Origin of the sequence: Roseiflexus castenholzii DSM 13941 (assembly GCF_000017805.1) — a bacterium.
In the GTDB taxonomy this organism is placed as follows: domain Bacteria; phylum Chloroflexota; class Chloroflexia; order Chloroflexales; family Roseiflexaceae; genus Roseiflexus; species Roseiflexus castenholzii.
In genome coordinates this window covers 5627581-5646493 of sequence record NC_009767.1, presented here as the reverse complement: position 1 = coordinate 5646493, position 18913 = coordinate 5627581, and the positions used below count along the sequence as shown (strand labels likewise).

Sequence of the window (18913 nt, the reverse complement as noted above, 5' to 3'; positions counted from 1 at the left end):
AATGCCGCCTCAGCAACGCTCAACGCATATCGTTTTCGCGATCCGCGTCCCCGCCGGCGGCGCTGCGCGTGTTGGTTGTCCGCACCGCCTGCTGCACCGCAACCGTGAGTTCCGCTATCCGATTCCGAATCTCATTCGTATCATCGCCCTCGGCCGCCAGCCGCGCGGCTGCGATCCGGTCGCGCACCTGCGCCTGCACGGCTTCGTCGATGGCTTCCCCTGTCTCACGCAGCAGGCGCTCCGCCTGGTAGATCGCGCTATCCGCCGCATTCCGCGCCGCTATCAGTTCGCGCCGTCGGCGATCCTCTTCGGCGTACTGTTCCGCTTCCGCGATCATGCGCTGGATTTCATCTTCAGACAGCCCTGACGATGCCGTAATCGTAATACGTTGCGCTGCGCCGGTGCGCATATCGGCGGCTGAGACGTTCAAAATGCCATTCGCATCGATATCGAACGTCACCTCAATCTGAGGTACGCCGCGCGGCGCTGGCGGAATGCCGTCCAGCACGAACCGTCCGAGCGACTTATTGGCGCGCGCTTCGACACGTTCACCCTGCAACACGTGGATTTCGACGCTACTCTGGTTATCCGAAGCGGTAGAGAACACCTGGCTTTTCCGGGTTGGAATCGTCGTATTGCGCTCGATGAGCGGTGTCATCACCCCACCAAGCGTTTCGATGCCCAGGGTCAGCGGCGTCACATCGAGCAGCACCACATGCCCCACCTCCCCGGCGAGCACGCCAGCCTGAATCGCGGCGCCAATCGCCACAACCTCATCCGGGTTCACGCCCCGATGCGGCTCGCGGTTGAAAAACCGGCGCACCATCTCCTGCACGGCGGGCATGCGCGTCTGCCCGCCGACGAGCACCACAGCGTCGATATCGTTCGGACGCATCCCGGCATCGGCAAGCGCCTGCCGCATCGGACCAATGGTGCGTTCGATCAGATCGGCAGTCAGTTGCTCCAGTCTGGCGCGGGTCAGCGTCATATGCAGATGGAGCGGACCACTGGAGTCGGCAGTGATGAACGGCAGACTGATCTCCGTCTGCACAACGGTTGAAAGTTCCTGCTTGGCGCGCTCAGCCGCCTCCTTCATCCGTTGCAGAGCGGCCCGATCCGCGCGCAGATCGATGCCGTGCTCCTGCTGAAACGCGGCTGCCATCCATTCGATGATGCGCTGATCGAAATCATCACCGCCGAGGTGCGTATCGCCGTTGGTGGCTTTCACCTCGAAGACCCCGTCGCCGAGTTCGAGGATCGAAATATCGAACGTGCCGCCGCCGAGATCATAGACCGCGATCACATGATTGTGCGTATTCTGGTCGAGACCATACGCCAGCGCCGACGCCGTCGGCTCATTGATAATGCGCACCACCTCCAGTCCGGCGATCCGACCGGCATCGCGCGTCGCCTGGCGCTGACTGTCGTTGAAATAGGCAGGAACCGTAATCACCGCCTGCGTCACCGGTTCGCCCAGGTGCGCCTCGGCGTCGGCTTTGAGTTTTTGCAGCACAAACGCCGAAATCTCCTGCGGGCTATAATCGCGCCCACCCATATGCACCCAGGCATCGCCGTTTGGCGCCTCGACCAGGCGATACGGCGCCAGCGCCCGGCTCTTCTGCACCGCCGGATCAGACAGTTTGCGCCCGATGAAGCGTTTGACCGAGAAAATCGTGTGTTCCGGGTTTACGACCGCCTGCCGTCTGGCAGTCTGCCCGACCAGACGTTCACCCGCCTTATTGACCGCAACGACCGAAGGGGTCAGGCGGCTCCCCTCGGCATTGGCAATAACCACCGGTTCGCCGCCTTCCATCACCGCGACGACGGAATTGGTCGTGCCAAGGTCGATCCCGATGATTTTACTCATGCGTTGTCTCTGAACCTGATGGTTGCTTTCGCCCCTGGCTGACCTTCACCATCGCCGGTCGCAGCACGCGGTCGCGCAGCAGATAGCCGCGTTGAAGTTCGGCAATCACTCTGCCATCCTCGCCATCCTCCGACGGCTCATAAATGATTGCCTCGTGGCGATTTGGATCGAACGCCTCTCCAACCGTCTGCATTGGAGAGACTCCCTCGCTTTCGAGGATCGTCTGCAATTTTTGCGGGATAAGCTTAAACCCATTGTACCATGGCGTCTCGGCGATGTCGGGCGTGACATTCGCCATTGCGCGCTCGAGGTCGTCCATCACCGGCAGCAACTTGAGCAGGAGCGCAGCGCTGGCGTTGCGGATCAGATCGGCGCGCTCCTGTTCGGTGCGGCGCTTAAAGTTTTTATAATCCGCCACAGCGCGCAGCCAGTTATCCCGCAGTTCGGCATTTTCACGCTCCAGTTCAGCAATGCGCGCCTGGAGATCATCGACGCTCGGAGGCGCACCGCTTTCCGTGGCGGGCGTTTCGGTTGCAACAACCTCCTGCCCGTCGGGGGGCGTTTCCGGCTGCTCAGGATGTGGCACAGGTTGCAATTCGTCAGACATTGGCATCAACCTCCCTCGAAGGGTGGACTCTCAGGATTCCACTTCCCAGTGGGTATCTCCTTCAATCCCATAGAGTTCCGCCAGCAGGTCGCTCATCACGGCGGAAATATAGCGCACCGCCGAAATAGCGCGTGGATATGCCATGCGCGTCGGACCAATCACGCCGAGCACGCCGACAATCTCGCCGCCGCCGTAGCGCGACAGCACGACGCTATACTCGCGCATTTCATCATAACTATGCTCGCCGCCGATCACCACCTGCACGCCGCTGCTGGAAAGCGCGCGCGGAATGAGCGTGCCGAGCGCGCGTCGGCTTTGCAGAATCTCGATCATTCGGCGCACCCGTTCGACCTGCGAGAACTCTGGCTGGTTCAAAATCTCGATCAGTCCATCGCTATGAATATCGCTGTTCAGATGCTCATTGAACTGGTGCATCGCCTTCACGATCAGGTCGAGCACCTGACAGGCGAGCGCATCGCCGCCTGGCGGCTCATGGGCGCGTTCCTGCTTGAGAAACTCCTCGACCCGCTCCACCGGCGCATCGGCGCAACGTTCGTTGATACGCGATGCACGGCGACTCAATTCCTCCTGCGAGAGCGCCATATCGAGCGTGAGCGTCTGTTGACGAATGGTGCCATCGTGCAGCACCAGCACCATGAGCGCCGTTGTGTCGTGGATCGAGATCAACTCCAGGTGTTTCAGGCGCGCCTGCTGCGCGCGCGGCGGCGTGACGACCGAGGCGTTCTGCGCAGTGCGCGCCAGCACAGCGCCCGCCAGTTGGATCCACTGGTCGAGTTCGCTGCGCACCTGGTAAAACTGGTGTCGGATGGTGCGCTGCTCAGTTGCCGACAGCGGTGTGCGATCCATCAGGTTCTCGACGAAATAGCGATACCCTGCATCGGTCGGCACACGCCCGGCCGATGTGTGCAGGTGCGTCAGATAGCCCAACTCTTCCAGTGCCGCCAGTTCATTCCGCACGGTCGCAGGCGATACATTGAGCCGATATTTGCGCACCAGCAACTCCGAGGCCACCGGCTGCGAACTCTCAATGAACTCCTGGATCGCCAGTTTCAGGATCAGCTGGCGGCGATCGGTCAGATCGGTCGTCATACACTGTTCCTCTGGCACAGTCTCTTCGGTCTCTTCCCGCCTCGTGTCGCCTCGAGCGCCTGCCCTGCACGTCTGTTAGCACTCTCGACCGGTGAGTGCTAGCATTCCAGGCTAAATGATTGGCGTGCCTTTGCACGCCATGACGCATAGTATTGTATCATACTTCGCACGTGCTCTGCAACGATGGATCGGTCAGAAGGAGCGTTTTCCGGTGGAGTCGCTTGTTGTCATTATCGTCGCCGCGCTTGCCGTGTACATGGTCTTCAAAATAGTGGCCGGCATTCTACGGTTTATTATCTCCCTGGCAATCGTAGGGGTTGTGATTTTTCTTCTGGTGCAGTTCCTTTCCTGAATGGCGCCAACCGGGAGTGAAGGCGGCGGGTCGCGCGCAACGCACCATAAGGCGCCCCCGCGAGCGCTCTTCAATGCGACGTTCCGAAGGTTTCCGGCGATGGGACAGGCGCGAATGAAGACCGGATCGGTCTACCACAAGGTCAACTGCTCGGCAATTTCCGATTGCCGGGCATAATGGCGCAGGCGGTCACGTTCGTTCCTGCCGAAAAAGCGTCCATCGAGCGTCACAAAGTCACGGGCGCGCGCAAGCGCTCCGCCGAGCGCTGCAAGGTGCGCCGGTTCGCGAAAGCGCCCTTCACGCCGCAGACGAAGAATGCGCGCCACGCTCACCGGACCCAACCCCGGCACCCGCAACAGTTCGTCGCGGTCGGCGCTGTTCAGTTCAACCGGAAAGCGTTCGGGGTGCGCCAACGCCCAGGCCAGTTTTGGGTCGATGTGCAACGGCAGGTTGCCTGCCGCATCATAGGGCAATTCGCGCTGATCGAAGCCGTAGCGCCGCACCAGCCAGTCGGCTTCGCGGAGGCGCTGTTCGCGCACGAATGGCGTGGGTGCGCGCTGCTCCAGCGGCGTGCCGGCAACCGGTCGAAACGCGCCAAAATAGACGCGCCGCAACCCCAGGTCGCGGTAGAGCCACGTGGTTGTCACCAGGAGATCGTGGTCGCTTTCGCCGGCCGCGCCGACCACGAACTGCGTCGCAAGCCCCGCCCGAATAGCGCCGGTCCGACTCCAGTCGCGCGCCAGCGCCAGCGGCGCGATCAGGTCGCGCAGCCAGTCGCGCTCCGGCGAAATACGCGCCAGGTGCATTGCCGTCGGCGCTTCCAGATTCAGGCTGATACGGTCGGCAAGGCGCGCGGCGCGCTCAATGTCCGCAGCGGGCGCGCCGGGTGGCAATTTCAGGTGGACGTACCCGGTATAGCCATGGCGCGCGCGCAGCGCTTCAACAGCATCGAGCAGGCGTTCGGTCGCAACGGACGGGCTGCCATCGACCCCAGTGGAGATAAGTAACCCCTGCACCGTCTTTCGTTCGACGCGCGGCAGAACGACGCGCGCGAGTTCGTTGGGGTTCAGCGCGGCGCGCGGCATGTCGTTGCCGGAGCGCAACGGGCAGTAGGCGCAGTTCCATTCGCAGCGGTTGCTCAGCAACAACCGGAAGACCGGCAACGCGCGCCCATCGCTGTCGGCATCGGCAACCACAGCGTCGTCGTTCCATCCGGTTGCAGGGGGCGGCGCGCGGCGTTTCCCCAGGAACCGGTCGCAGGCATCGAAGCGCGCCGCCGGCGCCAGAATGGCGAGTTTTTCATCGAGGTCCATAGCGCGTGATTATACATCGGGATGCGTTATGCCGCACCAGCGCTTGACAGGCGCCAAAAAAAGGAGTGAAATACTGGTTTGAAAAACAAACTAGAAGCTATCTCAAACATTCCTGAGCAGGAGGCGAGCCAATGGATGTGACGGATGAACAATGGTCCCTCGTGCAACCTTAATTAATGCGAATTAGTATAGTTAGGCGCAACGCATGGAACGCGCCTTTGCGGACTTCCCCCACTGGATCAGCAGTCCCAGGCAGGAGAGCGAACTGCGCAAAGTGCTCTATAAAGCCATGCTCGATGCCGGAGTCAGCGATGTTGTCGCCTGGGCCGACGCCATCCTCAACCTGTTGCGGAGGGCTGTCCAATGAGAAAAGCCGCCAGCCCACAGTGGTTGCCGCTCGAGCAGGCCGTCCCGCTTGACGTGTTCCGGGCTGAAGTGGAGGCCTGGGCCAGGACATTGGGGGTGACCCCGCGCGAGGTGCGCTTCCGTCCGATGAAGCGCAAATGGGCCAGTTGCTCCTCGCGGGGCCGGCTCACCTTCGACACCGACCTCTTGCGTCAGCCCGCCGAGTTTCGCCGTGAAGTCATCGTCCATGAATTGCTGCACCTCAAAGTGCCCAATCACGGCAAGTTATTCAAGGCGTTACTCAACGCCTATCTGGCATCAGCCGAAACGGCTTCCTTTGCCGAGGAGGAAAAACCTTTCGTTAACGGAATCATAGGCAAAGATTGATGCAAGGCTTGATCAGCACATCTTATTGAGATGAATTCCGAAAGCGGCTGGCTCGACCCTAAACATCTTCGGTGTACCAACCTTCGTTATAGTACGAATAACCGGTTGCAGCAGACCGTCCGCTGCAACCGCTGTAGTTCGGCGGCAAGTTCCCCGACATGGGAATCGACATCGGCGGCGAAAACGCGATACGCTGGGGGTGTTGCCGGTCGGTGACGCACTTCTGGCATGGTCGAAAGCCGCGCCACTCCGTCCGGCAGCGCAACCGGCGCCTGCCTTCGATGACATGGCGCCCTGGTGGTGGCGATTGCCGCTCCACGCCGTCAGCCTGACGCTCATGGCGCCGATCTGGCTGCCGTTGCGCGGTTCGTTCTCACAACGATGACAACCGGCGTCTCCTGCTGGTACAATATCATTGCGTCGTCATCATTCCCCTTTCTCCGCAACCGCGAAGGAGGCGCTATGAAACTGCGCGGCTTCAATCCTGCCACGTGGGTCAGCCTTGTTCCCAATGGGTTGGGCCACGTGAAGCCGAACCATTACGGGGAAATTGTGCGCACGATCTGGGAGAACCGCGATAACCTCGGCGCTGCATGGCGCATCCTGCGCGACGGTGTGTGCGATGGATGCGCCCTCGGCACGACCGGTCTGCGCGATTTTACGATGGATGGCATCCACCTTTGCACGGTGCGTCTGAATCTGTTGCGGCTCAATACCATGCCGCCGCTCGACATCCGCCGCCTCGATGATGTCGCCGGATTGCGCGCATTGAATGGCAGACAACTACGCGCCCTCGGTCGGCTTCCCTTTCCGATGATCCGTCGGCGTGGCGACGCCGGTTTCCGGCGCATAACGTGGGACCAGGCGCTCGATCTGATCGCCGACCGCATTCGCGCAACCGATCCGCAGCGCGTGGCATTCTACCTGACTTCGCGCGGCCTGACGAACGAAACCTATTACGTGGCGCAAAAAGCGGCGCGGTTTCTCGGAACGAACAATGTAGACAATGCAGCGCGGTTGTGCCACGCTCCCAGCACAACGGCGATGAAACAGACGCTCGGCGTGGCTGCCTCAACGTGCAGCTACCGCGATTGGATCGGCGCCGATGCGCTGGTGTTCATTGGCAGCGATACGCCGAATAACCAGCCGGTCACGACCAGGTACCTCTATTATGCGAAGCAGCAGGGTACGCGCATTTTTGTGGTGAATCCGTACCGCGAGCCGGGGTTGGAACGCTATTGGGTGCCGAGCGTCTTCGAGAGCGCATTGTTCGGCACGCGCCTTGCCGACCGTTTCTTTCAGATTCACACTGGCGGTGACATTGCGTTCCTGAACGGAACGCTGAGGCATCTGATTGAAAACGACTGGATCGACCACGCATTCGTTGCGGCGCACACCAGCGGTTTTGCGCAGGTGAAAGCGCACCTCGAAACGCAGTCGTGGGATCTGCTGGAGCGTGCCAGCGGCGCCAGCCGTGAGGACATGCGCGCTTTTGCTGCGATATTGGCGCAGGCGAAGAGTGCGGTGTTCGTCTGGAGCATGGGGGTCACCCAGCACGAGTACGGCGTCGAGAATGTCAAAGCGATCCTGAACCTGGCGCTGGCGCGCGGCTTCATCGGGCGCGAGTTCTGCGGCGTCATGCCGATCCGCGGGCATAGCGGCGTCCAGGGAGGCGGCGAAATGGGATGCACTGCCACCACCTTTCCCGGCGGACGACCGGTGAATGAGGAGCAGGCGCACTGGTTGAGCGCACAGTGGGGGTTCGACGTACCGGCGTGGAAGGGTCTTACCTGCGGCGATATGCTCGATGCGGCGCACGCCGGTGAGATCGATGTCTTCTATGCGGCAGGCGGCAACTTCCTCGATACCCTGCCCGACCCGGAATACATTCGCGCGGCGCTGGCGCGCCCGTCGCTGCGGGTGCATCAGGACATCATCCTCACCTCGCAGATGCTCGTCGATCCGGCGGACACGGTCATTCTGCTGCCGGCCGCCACACGCTATGAGCAGCGTGATGGCGGAACCGAAACCAGCACCGAGCGCGAGATCATCTTCTCGCCGTCGATTGTGCCGCCGCCGGCGGAAGCGCGCAGCGAGTGGGAGATTTTCATGCAACTGGCGGAACGGGTCGCGCCGGAGCGCGCGCACCTTATTCACTTCGAGAGCGGTCAGCGCATTCGTGACGAGATTGCGCGCATCGTGCCGGAGTACGACGGCATTCAGCATTTGCGACGCGCAGGCGACCATGTGCAGTGGGGTGGGCGCATTCTGTGCCGCGACGGCGCCTTCGCCACGCCGGACGGTCGCGCCGTGATGACGCCGCTGACGCCGCCGGACGCATCGCTGCCGGAGGGGGCATTTCTGCTCCGAACGCGTCGCGGCAAGCAGTTCAACTCGCTCATCCACGGCGAGCGCGATCCGCTCAACGGAGCGCGGCGCGACGATGTGCTCATCAACCCGGACGATGCTGCCGCACTCGGCGTGCGCGAAGGCGACCTGGTGGTTATTCGCTCCGAGACGGGCGCCATGCAGGCGCGGGTGAAGTACGCGCCGATGAAACCGCGCAACGTACAGGTCCACTGGCCCGAAGGGAACGTCCTGATCGCCCCTAATCGCCGTGACGCCGGCTCTGGTGTGCCGGCGTACAAGGCTATCGTGACGGTGCAGCGATGGGATTGTGAAGAAAAATGAATGCGCTGTGTGGGCGGCGGGCTGCCGTCGATCGTGCTTGTGTCGGCTGATGATACATTGAACCTTGTGGCTGCGCGTGAAGGGTTGAGCGTGGAGAATACGCGCATCCCTGACGGAAGACAGAGCGTTTTTCTGGAGATTCTCATGCTCACCCAACCCAACGTGCAACGGCGCACTGTCATTCGGGTGCGCGACGGACAACTGACGCGCGACCGGGATACGCTGGTCGTCGAAGAACCGCTGGAGATTCGCCTGGCGCTCCACACTGCCGATGGCGTCCACCTCATTCCGCTGACGACGACCCTGCGCACGCCGGGCGCAGACGTTGAACTGGCTGCCGGGTTTCTGTTCAGCGAAGGCGTCGTGCGTGAGCGGAACGACATCGCCACCATTCGCGCCTGCACCGATCCCGACATCGACGAAGAGGAGGCGCGCTTCAATACCCTCACGGTTGATCTGCGTCCGGGGGCGCAACCCGACCTGACGCGCGCTCGACGCCTGTTTTACGTCTCGTCGTCGTGCGGCGTCTGCGGCAAGGCGTCGCTCGATGCGTTGCGCACTCGCGGCTGTGTTCCGCTGCCCGATGACGATGGAGTGCGCATTTCGCTTTCGGTGCTGGCAGGCATGGATGCGGCGCTTCGTCGGGCGCAGGCGCTCTTCCATAAAACCGGCGGTCTTCATGCCGCTGCGCTGTTTGCCGTCGATGGCGCGCTGCTCGCATTGCACGAGGACATTGGTCGCCACAATGCGGTGGACAAACTGATCGGCGCGCACCTGCTCCAGGGGCGCCTGGCTGCGTTGACCCGGTCGATCCTGTTGGTCAGCGGGCGCGCCGGGTTCGAGATTGTGCAGAAAGCGCTGATGGCGCGCATACCAATCGTTGCGGCGGTTGGCGCGCCATCGACCCTGGCAGTCACTCTGGCGCAGCAGTTCAACATGACCCTGATCGGATTCCTGCGCGGTGCGTCGTGCAATGTGTACGCCGGTGAGCAGCGAATCTCAATAGAGTGATTGAATTTCCTTATTGGAACATTGACTACCGTACAGCAAACATGTTCGTGATCTTGCCTTGAAATGAGTACGTGCCGCAGGTGATACGATTCCCGACGAGGTTCGCCGCCAACGACCCGAAGGGAGTCCCATCATGCGCGACACGCACCGCCGATATCGTGCCATCGCTCAGTGTTTGCTGCATCTGTATCCGCATGTGCATGGACATCAACGACGTCACCTGGCGACGTTGGCGCGCTTGATCACCGGGATTGTTGGGAGTCAACACACGCAATTGCCGAACGTCGTGGAACAGACACCTGGCGGACACGCCGCAGACGAGTGCGGGGTGATGCGGTTTCGGCGCCGGCTCAAACACAACGATGTCACCTCCACGGGATGGATGCCGCCGGCAGTCAAAGCGTTCGGCGATAAGGCTCATCTCCTCATAACGATGTCACCTCCACGCGATGGATGCCGCTGGCGGTCCACGCGCGCATGGCCATGCTGGCCCGTCAGCCGCCGATCTTCGTGATCGATGGCAGTACGGTTGGACGCGGATGCATGGGTTTGCTGATCAGCGGGTTGTCTCAGCGCCGCGCGCTCCCGATCACCTGGGCGGCGGCGGCCGGTCGCACGGGCCATCTGCCGCAGCTGCGGCAGTGCGCGCTGCTGGAGCGACTGGCCCGGTTCGTTCCGGCGGATGCTGCCGTGACCATCCTGGGGAATGGCGCATATGACAGAACCGATGGGCACGCAGCAATCACCGCGCGCGGTCGGCAGGATGTCGGTCGCACCGCCAGCGATATCCTGCTGACGATTGGGGAGAGCGCCATCGCAATGCGGGATCGCGCACCCAGGCGCGGGGCGATCGTGGCGGTCGAGCAGTCCCGGATGACGGCGGCCCAGGACGGCCCGGTCCACGCGCTGGCGGTCTGGGACGCGGCCGACGAGCGCCCCATCTATCTGGTGACGACGCACGTTGATCTGAAGCATGCGCCAGCGCTGTATCGCCGCCGCGCCCCGATCGAGACCTCTTTCTTGGACCAGAAGAGGCGCGGCGTTCGGATCAACCGGAGTCGCCTCAGCGATCCGGCGCTCCTTGCGCGCCTGCTGATTGCGACGACGCTGGTCTATCCGTGGGTCGTCTCTCTGGAGGTTGTGGCGCGACGGGACGCGGTGCGCGGGCGCATTCACCGATTGGATCGTTGCGATCTCCGCCCGTTCTCGCCTGGCTTGCGGCTGCTGGCCTATGGTTTGCGTCATCAACGCACCATCCCACGTGGGTTGCCGAAACCGCTCGTGCTCGCACAACAACACGCGCTCAAAAGTTCTGTATCGTTTTCAGGAATAGGACGCCCCTTTTCACGCAGGGCATTCTTGATTTCGCCATAACGACGTGCTGTTCCACTGTTACACTCCAGAACCACGTTAGCCGCCGCGAATTCGTCAATACGCGCCACATTCTCTCGTATCCGTGCCGACCTCCACGCCCCGTAGTAAAGTTCACCAACGGTAATACAGGGGATGAAGATTTCGTCTGCTTTCGCCAGATTGTCCTTCACAGCCGCGTCATCGGCGAACAGAGCGATAATGACGCTGGTGTCCAACAGGTATTTACCACTCATTGACATCAACCTGTTCGCACCCCTGCTCTATCGCTTGGCGCATTCGTTGCACGTCGTCCAGGGGAATTGCACCTGCAAAACGCAAAAGCCGATGCCCAGGCACACCACGGGGCACAGAGAGTGCCAAGGCACGGGTGAACTCCAATACCCGCCATTGCAATTCGTAGGGCAAGAATTTGAGTTGATCGAGAATCTCATCAATCACCATCGTGCTCATTTTACTCTCCTTTTCATATTCCGAACATCACGAAGCAGGCTAACGGCCTGCGCATCACCTGCGGCGAGCCGAGCGCAGCGAGGCGAAGCCGTCAGGTGGATGCGCATGTTAGCCCGCGCTTTAGATTGGGTGCTCTAGAAATTGCCGAGGTGTCACAATCGCTATCCCGCGAAACGGATGTAGAATGAGCAGGTCTTCGTCACCACTCACAATACAGGTTGCCTTGCCATTGATAGCCAATTCAAGAAACTTGTCATCTTTGGGATCTCGACACGCCACCACGCGCTCGACAATTTCCACCAAAACACCATCCCCAACAAAAGCACTCAAGAATTCCATCCGCTCTTCTTCAGTTACATACCTTTCAAATCCTTTGCGTCGCAGGACAGCGTTCAATTCTTCAATAGTCATACCGGAGACAAGCAATTTTCCTGTGCGTGTTGCCCTGTCAAAGGCTTGGCGAGCAACAGAATGTCTCAGGAGGAGCGCGCTGATAACAACATTGGTGTCAAAGACAAAGCGCGGTTCATTCGCCATTCAGCAGGGACTCCAGTATCTCAGGAGTTAAGCCACGCTCCTGCGCCTTTTGACTGATTTCATCCATGATAGCCTGAAGGGGACGCGGTGATATGATAAGGTCGCGCAGCCAAAGGTTGAGTAACAATTGAAACTTTCTTCGCAAGTCGGCAGGAGCCTGACTATAAAGTCTGGCTGTATCTGCATCCAAAGGAATGGTAATCACTGTGTTCATCTTCCACCTCCAGGTTGGATAATATCACATGAAGTCGCATTGCGCTGGCTAACTATCGATTAGGTGGAATCCATTTTCCCATACTACCAGGTTACTTAGGTGGAATCTGTGTAACTCTCGTCGGGATTTGCATTTGCAGAAATCTTCTGGATAATATGCCCTATTGCCCCTTGTACAACATGCCCAACTCGCTTAACAGTCTAAGACCAGAAGCAATCCCTGTCAAGACCGGAGGAGTCCAGACAGATGGAATCAAAACCCAAGAAGCTGCTCAATCAGGTCCGCGACGCCGTCCGCCTCAAACATTACTCCATCCGCACCGAAGAGGCCTACGTCAACTAGATCAAACGCTCCATCCAGTTCCACAACCTGCGCCACCCGGACGAAATGGGCGCCGCCGAAGTGCAAGCATTTCTGACTTACCTGGCCGTCAAGGAACATGTCGCCGCCTCCACCCAGAACCAGGCCTTCAGCGCTCTCCTCTTCCGCTACAAAGAAGTGCTGCACCAGGACCTGGGACCCGTTGACGCCCTGCGCACCAACGAACCCCCAACGCCTGCCCGCCGTCCTGACCAAAGCAGAGGTTCATCGTCTCCTCCAGCATCTGGCCGGCCCCCCTTGTTGATGTCCCGCCTGCTCTACGGCTCCGGCCTCCGCCTGATGGAATGCGTCCGCTTGCGGGTCCAAGACCTGGACTTCGACTATCTGACCATCACCGTGCGCGACGGCAAAGGGGAGAAGGACCGGGTGACCATATTGCCCCAAAGCCTGGTCGCCCTCCTGAAAGACCATCTGCGCCTGGTCAAACACATCCATGAGGAAGACCCGGCCAGGGGCTACGGCGCCGTCTATTTGCCCGACGCCCTGGCCTGCAAGGATCCTAATGCCGAACGCGAGTGGATCTGGCAATACGTCTTTCCCGCCGATCGGCTCTCTGTGGACCCCCGCAGCGGCGTCGTGCGTCGCCATTACATCCACGAAAATACCTTGCAGAAGGCCATCCGTGCAGCGGCGCAGGCTGCCGGCATTCCCAAACGCGTCAGCCCCCACACCCTCGCCACTCCTTCGCCACTCATCTCTTGGAGGCGCATTACGACATCCGCACTGTGCAGGAACTCCTCGGACATAAGGACGTGAAGACGACCATGATCGATCTACACCCATGTCCTCCAGCGCGGCGGCCTGGCCGTGCGCAGCCCGTTGGACGATTAGCCTCGATGGGGTTGCTGCCGGCGAAGATAGCCTGCGCGCCTGACGATGACCCCGATGACGCGCCGGCAACGAATTGGCGAAAGAACGCACGGACGGGTGCCGACTGCCAACACGCACGGGGGATGCTTGCCCTACCGCCGACCTGCGCGCCCACGTCGCCTGGCTGATCGACCACAGCGTCCACGGCCTGATGCCCGCCGGGGCCGCCGGCAAAGGTCCGCTCCCGACGACGTCCGAATGCCGGCAGATCCTGGAGGTCGTCGTGGACGCGGCTGCGGGGCGCGTGATCGTCTTCGCCCACATCGGCGCCATCGCCACGCGCGGGGCTGCGGCGCGCAGGCCGCGTCGGTGGCGACCTCCTCCTTTCGCGCGCCCGACGAGGCGGTGATCGCTCACGCCTGTCGCGTCGCTGAGGTGGCGCCCGATCTGCCGATCGTTCTGTCCATTATCCCACAGAACGCCGGCAACACGCTATCCTCCGCCGTCGTCGCGACCATCGCGGCGCGCTGTTCGAACGTCGTCGGACTCAAGGATCGCACGGAGATCTCGATGCCCGCTTCGCTTTACAATGGCATTCGGCGGCCGCTTACAGGCGCTGTGTGACGCGCCGCAGGCGGGTCCCGGCGGGGGCGTTTCCGGCGCTGCCAAACTTTGCCTGAGATCGTGGTTGGTCTCTTCGATGCGTTTGCGCGCGGCAGACTGGACAGCGCGCGCAGCCCTTGGCGATGGTCGCTGCCTGTCGCTGTACAAACGCCTGCTCAAACGGCGCGGACTGCGCAGCAGCCCGGCGCGCGCGCTGCTGCCGGAGGCCCCCGACGTGCTGGTGGAGCAGGCGGTCGCTCGCCTGCGGGCACATCATCTGCAGTTGCCGCGAGCGCAATTTCCATCCGCGCTCGCGGCGCGAGCTGCCCCCGCGCGTGACCCCCTTCTTCGTGGAGGAGATCGGCGAGGCCCTTGACGGAGTCGAGGTCATCGTCAGCGGTGTGAACGCTCACGGCATGCACTGGATCGGACAAACTCCGGGTCCGCATCTGTGGCCGGGGCGGTTAATCATCGCAATGACCAGGGGGCTGGAGGCTGTCCCCAACGGCGACCCACGCATCCTCCCCGATGTCCTCGTTGCGGATGGCTCGATAAAGGACATCCCTATGGCGCGCGCGATCGTAGCGGGCGAGACCCTCGAATCGGCGGCCATCGTGCGCGCGATAGCGGAGATGCCGCCCACTCTGGAGGCGCGCGGCATCGTCGGGCTGCACGGGTTCCCGCTGTTGCACCCTGATCGCCATCGATGGGGCGCTGGCAGTCACTCTGGCGCAGCAGTTCAACATGACCCTGATCGGATTCCTGCGCGGTGCGTCGTGCAATGTGTACGCCGGTGAGCAGCGAATCTCAATAGAGTGATTGAATTTCCTTATTGGAACACCCTTTTTCCCCTCTTTTCGCCGGATTGCTCTCATAACGCAGTGCAACATAGAGTATACTGAAAGCGCCATCGCGCAGAGCACCGGTGTTATGAAACATTACGTTGGTCTACCGAACGGCGTAGGCTGGTCTCCCTCCGCGCGACGCAAGATTGTAACCGGCGTCACTAATATGGAAGGTGCGCCTCATTGTTTCAAGGAGGAAAGCAGTGGACACACCGCAGCGTGTCGAAATTCTCGGTTCGACCAGGCCGGAGTGGTCGGAGATCCTCTCGGTTGAAGCGCTCGATTTTATTGCTGCTCTGGCGCGTCAGTTCGAACATCGCCGGCGCGCGTTGCTTGCGGCGCGCGAGCAGCGTTGGGCGGATATCAGAGGGGGCGCATTGCCCGATTTTCTGTCGGAGACGGCTGAGATTCGCGGCAGTGATTGGAAGGTGGCGTCGATCCCTGCCGATTTCTCGAACCGGCGTGTGGAGATTACCGGTCCGACCGATCGGCGTATGGTGATTAACGCCCTGAACTCCGGTGCGCAGGTGTTCATGGCCGATTTTGAGGACGCGAATGCGCCCACCTGGGAGAATATGGTGCAGGGGCAGCTCAACCTGCGCGATGCCGTGCGTCGGACGATCACGTTCGTCAGTCCGGAGGGGCGCGAGTATCGCCTGAACGACACGATTGCAACGCTGGCGGTGCGTCCGCGTGGCTGGCATCTGATTGAGAAGCATGTCCATGTGGACGGCGAGCCGGTGGCCGGCGCGTTCTTCGATTTCGGTCTTTATTTCTTCCACAATGCGCGCGAATTGATCCGACGCGGCAGCGGTCCGTACTTCTATCTGCCGAAGATGCAGAGCCATCTGGAAGCGCGCCTGTGGAACGATGTGTTCAATTTTGCCCAGGATCGGCTTGGTATTCCGCGCGGCACGATCCGTGCAACGGTGCTGATCGAGCATATTCTTGCCGTCTTCGAAATGGAAGAAATCCTTTACGAATTGCGTGAGCATAGCAGCGGCTTGAACCTGGGACGCTGGGATTATATCTACAGTTTTATTAAGACGTTCAACCATCGCAGCGACTGGATTTTTCCCGATCGGGCGCAGGTGACGATGACGACACATTTCCTGCGCTCAGCGGCGGAACTCCTGGTCTATTCCTGCCACAGGCGCGGCGCTCACGCGCTCGGTGGTATGTCGGCGTTTATTCCGAACCGGCGTGAGCCGGAGATTACTGAACGCGCGCTGGCGCAGGTTCGCGCCGATAAGGAGCGTGAGGCAAAGCAGGGGTTCGATGGCGCCTGGGTGGCGCATCCCGACCTGGTGCCAACTGTGCTTGAGGTCTTCAGTGCCGCGTATGAGGGCGATCATCAGATCCATTACGTGCCGCAGGTTCATGTCACTGCTGCCGATCTGCTGACCATTCCGCAGGGGACGATTACCGAAGCGGGGTTGCGCAACAATATCACGGTTGCGTTGCAGTACATCGAAGCGTGGTTGGGCGGTCGCGGCGCGGTGGCGATCTTCAACTTGATGGAAGATGTGGCGACGGCGGAAATTGCGCGCTCGCAACTCTGGCAGTGGGTGCGCTACAATGCCCGCCTGGATGATGGACGCACCATTGATGAGACAATGTATAAGACGATGCGCGACGAAGAATTGCACACGCTGGTCGCGGCGCGCACCGGTGATCATCATTTTGCGCTGGCGGCGGAATTGCTCGATGAACTGACGCTGTCGCGCGATTTTGTGGAGTTCCTGACCATCCCCGGCTATCGCCGTCTGGATTGAAGCACACAAAGGAGTGTTGTATGGCTGGTTTACATCGCGACCGGGACATCGCCGAACTGGAGCAGCGCTGGGCGACCGATCCGCGCTGGCAGGGCATCCGCCGTGACTACAGCGCCGCCGATGTGGTGCGTTTGCGCGGGACGCTGAAAGTCGAGTACACCCTGGCAAGCGTGGGGGCGCGACGCCTGTGGGACCTGTTGCAGAACGAGCCGTATGTTGCCACATTTGGGGCGCTGACCGGTGCACAGGCGACGCAAATGGTTCGCGCCGGTCTTAAGGCGATCTATATGAGTGGCTGGCAGGTCGCTGCCGATGCGAATCTGGCGGGGCAGACCTATCCCGATCAGAGTCTCTATCCGTCGAACAGCGTCCCGGCGCTGGTGCGGCGGATCAATAATGCGCTCATGCGTGCCGATCAGATTCACGCATCGGAAGGTAAGAACGATATCTACTGGTATGCCCCAATCGTTGCCGATGCCGAGGCGGGCTTTGGCGGTCCGCTCCATGCCTTTGAATTGACGAAGGCGATGATCGAGGCCGGCGCAGCCGGCGTCCATTTCGAGGATCAGTTGGCATCGGAAAAGAAGTGTGGTCATCTGGGCGGTAAGGTGCTCGTGCCAACGTCGCAGTTCGTCCGCACGCTGACGGCGGCGCGCCTGGCAGCCGATGTGCTCGATGTGCCAACGGTGTTGATTGCGCGCACCGATGCGCAGGCGGCGACGCTCCTCCTCTCCGATGCCGATGAATACGATCGCCCCTTCATTACCGGTGAGCGCACGCCGGAAGGTTTCTATCGCGTGAAGAGCGGCCTGGATGCGGCGATTGCCCGTGGTCTGGCGTATGCGCCGTATGCCGATCTGATCTGGTGCGAGACGGCGCACCCCGATCTGGACGAGGCGCGCCGGTTCGCCGAAGGCATCCACGCGAAGTTCCCCGGTAAGATGCTGGCGTACAACTGCTCGCCATCCTTCAACTGGAAGCGCAACCTGGACGACGCAACGATCGCAGCGTTCCAGCGCGAACTGGCGGCAATGGGCTATAAGTTCCAGTTCATTACGCTGGCGGGCTGGCATATGATCAACTACCACGCCTTCGAACTCGCCAAAGCCTATGCTGCTGAAGGGATGACCGCGTATGTGAAGTTGCAGCAGGCGGAATTCGCCGCCGAGCAGGAAGGATATACCGCAACCCGACATCAGCGCGAGGTGGGGACCGGCTATTTCGATGAGGTGTCCACGATTATCTCTGGCGGTCTGTCTTCGACGACTGCACTCGCCGGTTCGACCGAAGAGGAGCAGTTCCATTGATGGCGCGGGTGAGGGGCAGGGGGGGCAGGGGGGCAGGTCTGAGACCTGCCCCTCTGATGGCGCGGGTGAGGGGCAGGGGGACAGGTCTGAGACCAGCCCCTCTGATGGCGCGGGTGAGGGGCAGGAGGGGCAGGGGGGGCAGGGGGGCAGGTCTGAGACCTGCCCCTCCTGGCATCCGACCTTTCACCGCCTGCGACCTCGAGGCGTTGTTGCCGCTGGTCGAGGCGCTCCACGCTGGCGACGGTGATCCGTTCGATCCGCAACGCACCTGCGCCGCTCTGCGGATGCTGCTGGATTACCCTGAGTATGGCGCGGTTCACGTCGCTGCCATTAACGACGATATCGTCGGGTATATTGTCGGGTCGTTGGGGCTGTCGATCGAGGCGGGTGGGCGTTTCCTGTTGATCGACGAGTTGTATGTGACTCCTGCGTGGCGCGGGCGCGGGCTGGCGCGCGCGCTGCTGGCGAGCCTGCTGCCTTATGCGCATGCGCATGGCTGCCGCGTCGTGGAACTGGAAGTCGGCTGGGAGAACGACCGCGCGCGCACCTGGTATGAACGGCTTGGCTTTGAACGGCATCGCCGCTTCTTCTGCTCGACGACACTGGAAACATTGAGCCGACGCCTGGCGACTCGCGTCGGCGACCACTCCCTGCCCCAACAAATGTGATAAGACGGACGTGGACCATGCGCCTGACCGCGCTTGCCGATGCTTGACTGCGGCGGTCAGTCCTGTTCCTGCTCGCATTCCACACGCAGTGTTCAGGGCGAAATCCGTCAGTTCCACTCTTAAACCGCAATCTCGTTCCTTTCAACCTTCGCCCCGCGTTTCTGAACTCTAGCGCCGCCGCGCCCACAGCGGATGCCTGCTTCCTTCCCCATGGCATGCCGCTCTCTTTTTACACTTTATCCTGTTTTCTTTGTTTCTGGTTGACA

20 protein-coding genes and 2 pseudogenes are annotated in these 18913 nt (G+C 61.2%); 14 read left to right on the top strand and 8 right to left on the bottom strand.

Annotation, left to right across the window (positions count from 1 at the left end; all coding sequences use genetic code 11):
- Window positions 1–19 precede the first annotated feature (19 nt).
- From dnaK to hrcA, 3 genes are read right to left on the bottom strand one after another with little or no spacing between them, the layout of a single operon-like run.
- A complete protein-coding gene (gene dnaK, locus RCAS_RS22755) occupies window positions 20–1867 on the bottom strand; it encodes a molecular chaperone DnaK (RefSeq protein WP_012122831.1) in 1848 nt (615 codons plus the stop codon).
- A complete protein-coding gene (gene grpE, locus RCAS_RS22750; RefSeq protein WP_012122830.1) occupies window positions 1860–2474 on the bottom strand; it encodes a nucleotide exchange factor GrpE in 615 nt (204 codons plus the stop codon). The genes dnaK and grpE overlap by 8 nt, the downstream gene beginning before the upstream one ends.
- Window positions 2475–2504: 30 nt before the next feature.
- A complete protein-coding gene (gene hrcA, locus RCAS_RS22745; RefSeq protein WP_012122829.1) occupies window positions 2505–3584 on the bottom strand; it encodes a heat-inducible transcriptional repressor HrcA in 1080 nt (359 codons plus the stop codon).
- A gap of 211 nt (window positions 3585–3795) precedes the next feature.
- On the opposite strand from hrcA, the gene RCAS_RS25445 reads away from it, so the two are divergent.
- Entirely contained in the window at window positions 3796–3936 is a 141-nt protein-coding gene (locus RCAS_RS25445; RefSeq protein WP_157042746.1) for a hypothetical protein, read from the top strand.
- 131 nt (window positions 3937–4067) lie between these two features.
- On the opposite strand, the gene RCAS_RS22740 is transcribed toward RCAS_RS25445, so the two are convergent.
- Complete coding sequence (locus RCAS_RS22740) at window positions 4068–5249, bottom strand: radical SAM protein (protein ID WP_012122828.1); 1182 nt, start codon at window positions 5247–5249, stop codon at window positions 4068–4070.
- Between the two features lie 205 nt (window positions 5250–5454).
- Between RCAS_RS22740 and RCAS_RS25440 the strand changes: the two genes are divergently transcribed.
- The 6 genes from RCAS_RS25440 (at window position 5455) to RCAS_RS26120 (ending at window position 11057) form a co-directional block, all read left to right on the top strand.
- Window positions 5455–5616, top strand: a complete 162-nt coding sequence (locus RCAS_RS25440) for a hypothetical protein (RefSeq protein WP_012122827.1) — start codon at window positions 5455–5457, stop codon at window positions 5614–5616.
- Entirely contained in the window at window positions 5613–5981 is a 369-nt protein-coding gene (locus RCAS_RS22735; RefSeq protein ID WP_012122826.1) for a M48 metallopeptidase family protein, read from the top strand. The genes RCAS_RS25440 and RCAS_RS22735 overlap by 4 nt, the downstream gene beginning before the upstream one ends.
- Window positions 5982–6183: 202 nt before the next feature.
- The gene (locus RCAS_RS22730) at window positions 6184–6366 is read left to right on the top strand and encodes a hypothetical protein (protein WP_198135974.1); all 183 of its coding nucleotides are present in this window, start codon (window positions 6184–6186) and stop codon (window positions 6364–6366) included.
- 77 nt (window positions 6367–6443) lie between these two features.
- Complete coding sequence (locus tag RCAS_RS22725) at window positions 6444–8672, top strand: FdhF/YdeP family oxidoreductase (RefSeq protein ID WP_012122825.1); 2229 nt, start codon at window positions 6444–6446, stop codon at window positions 8670–8672.
- 9 nt (window positions 8673–8681) lie between these two features.
- A complete protein-coding gene (gene fdhD / locus RCAS_RS22720; protein ID WP_232280104.1) occupies window positions 8682–9683 on the top strand; it encodes a formate dehydrogenase accessory sulfurtransferase FdhD in 1002 nt (333 codons plus the stop codon).
- Between the two features lie 483 nt (window positions 9684–10166).
- On the top strand, window positions 10167–11057 hold the full coding sequence (locus tag RCAS_RS26120; RefSeq protein ID WP_232280103.1) for a transposase: 891 nt from the start codon (window positions 10167–10169) through the stop codon (window positions 11055–11057).
- 2 nt (window positions 11058–11059) lie between these two features.
- On the opposite strand, the pseudogene RCAS_RS26570 reads toward RCAS_RS26120, so the two are convergent.
- The 4 genes and pseudogenes from RCAS_RS26570 to RCAS_RS22695 all read right to left on the bottom strand — a co-directional run.
- Window positions 11060–11290 (bottom strand): annotated as a pseudogene (locus tag RCAS_RS26570) (PIN domain-containing protein); the annotation flags it as partial.
- A complete protein-coding gene (locus tag RCAS_RS22705; RefSeq protein ID WP_012122823.1) occupies window positions 11280–11507 on the bottom strand; it encodes a hypothetical protein in 228 nt (75 codons plus the stop codon). The gene RCAS_RS22705 and the pseudogene RCAS_RS26570, both read right to left, overlap by 11 nt.
- Before the next feature lie 120 nt (window positions 11508–11627).
- On the bottom strand, window positions 11628–12044 hold the full coding sequence (locus tag RCAS_RS22700; RefSeq protein WP_012122822.1) for a putative toxin-antitoxin system toxin component, PIN family: 417 nt from the start codon (window positions 12042–12044) through the stop codon (window positions 11628–11630).
- A complete protein-coding gene (locus tag RCAS_RS22695; protein WP_041331295.1) occupies window positions 12034–12258 on the bottom strand; it encodes a hypothetical protein in 225 nt (74 codons plus the stop codon). The genes RCAS_RS22700 and RCAS_RS22695 overlap by 11 nt, the downstream gene beginning before the upstream one ends.
- A 387-nt stretch (window positions 12259–12645) precedes the next feature.
- On the opposite strand from RCAS_RS22695, the pseudogene RCAS_RS24405 reads away from it, so the two are divergent.
- The 7 genes and pseudogenes from RCAS_RS24405 to RCAS_RS22655 all read left to right on the top strand — a co-directional run bounded on the left by RCAS_RS24405 (window position 12646) and on the right by RCAS_RS22655 (window position 18647).
- Window positions 12646–13637, top strand: a pseudogene (locus RCAS_RS24405) (integron integrase).
- A complete protein-coding gene (locus tag RCAS_RS26565) occupies window positions 13544–13858 on the top strand; it encodes a dihydrodipicolinate synthase family protein (protein ID WP_083760364.1) in 315 nt (104 codons plus the stop codon). The pseudogene RCAS_RS24405 and the gene RCAS_RS26565 overlap by 94 nt, the downstream one beginning before the upstream one ends.
- Window positions 13819–14073, top strand: a complete 255-nt coding sequence (locus tag RCAS_RS25760; RefSeq protein ID WP_198136062.1) for a dihydrodipicolinate synthase family protein — start codon at window positions 13819–13821, stop codon at window positions 14071–14073. Before RCAS_RS26565 ends, RCAS_RS25760 begins: the two co-directional genes overlap by 40 nt.
- Window positions 14074–14796: 723 nt before the next feature.
- Window positions 14797–14871 (top strand): hypothetical protein, encoded by a 75-nt coding sequence (locus RCAS_RS24390; protein ID WP_083760383.1) that lies wholly within the window; start codon window positions 14797–14799, stop codon window positions 14869–14871.
- 229 nt (window positions 14872–15100) lie between these two features.
- Window positions 15101–16672 (top strand): malate synthase A, encoded by a 1572-nt coding sequence (gene aceB, locus RCAS_RS22665; RefSeq protein WP_012122821.1) that lies wholly within the window; start codon window positions 15101–15103, stop codon window positions 16670–16672.
- Between the two features lie 20 nt (window positions 16673–16692).
- Window positions 16693–17979, top strand: coding sequence for an isocitrate lyase (aceA, locus tag RCAS_RS22660; RefSeq protein WP_012122820.1), 1287 nt, complete (start codon window positions 16693–16695; stop codon window positions 17977–17979).
- Complete coding sequence (locus RCAS_RS22655) at window positions 17979–18647, top strand: GNAT family N-acetyltransferase (protein ID WP_012122819.1); 669 nt, start codon at window positions 17979–17981, stop codon at window positions 18645–18647. The genes aceA and RCAS_RS22655 overlap by 1 nt, the downstream gene beginning before the upstream one ends.
- Window positions 18648–18913: the final 266 nt, after the last annotated feature.

Bases quoted from the DNA above. Each gene is read 5' to 3' on its own strand.
- dnaK (WP_012122831.1), bottom strand. From the start codon at position 1,867: ATGAGTAAAATCATCGGGATCGACCTTGGCACGACCAATTCCGTCGTC.
- grpE (WP_012122830.1), bottom strand. From the start codon at position 2,474: ATGTCTGACGAATTGCAACCTGTGCCACATCCTGAGCAGCCGGAAACG.
- hrcA (WP_012122829.1), bottom strand. From the start codon at position 3,584: ATGACGACCGATCTGACCGATCGCCGCCAGCTGATCCTGAAACTGGCG.
- RCAS_RS22740 (WP_012122828.1), bottom strand. From the start codon at position 5,249: ATGGACCTCGATGAAAAACTCGCCATTCTGGCGCCGGCGGCGCGCTTC.
- RCAS_RS25440 (WP_012122827.1), top strand. From the start codon at position 5,455: ATGGAACGCGCCTTTGCGGACTTCCCCCACTGGATCAGCAGTCCCAGG.
- RCAS_RS22735 (WP_012122826.1), top strand. From the start codon at position 5,613: ATGAGAAAAGCCGCCAGCCCACAGTGGTTGCCGCTCGAGCAGGCCGTC.
- RCAS_RS22725 (WP_012122825.1), top strand. From the start codon at position 6,444: ATGAAACTGCGCGGCTTCAATCCTGCCACGTGGGTCAGCCTTGTTCCC.
- RCAS_RS26120 (WP_232280103.1), top strand. From the start codon at position 10,167: ATGCTGGCCCGTCAGCCGCCGATCTTCGTGATCGATGGCAGTACGGTT.
- RCAS_RS22705 (WP_012122823.1), bottom strand. From the start codon at position 11,507: ATGAGCACGATGGTGATTGATGAGATTCTCGATCAACTCAAATTCTTG.
- RCAS_RS22700 (WP_012122822.1), bottom strand. From the start codon at position 12,044: ATGGCGAATGAACCGCGCTTTGTCTTTGACACCAATGTTGTTATCAGC.
- RCAS_RS22695 (WP_041331295.1), bottom strand. From the start codon at position 12,258: ATGAACACAGTGATTACCATTCCTTTGGATGCAGATACAGCCAGACTT.
- aceA (WP_012122820.1), top strand. From the start codon at position 16,693: ATGGCTGGTTTACATCGCGACCGGGACATCGCCGAACTGGAGCAGCGC.
- RCAS_RS22655 (WP_012122819.1), top strand. From the start codon at position 17,979: ATGGCGCGGGTGAGGGGCAGGGGGGGCAGGGGGGCAGGTCTGAGACCT.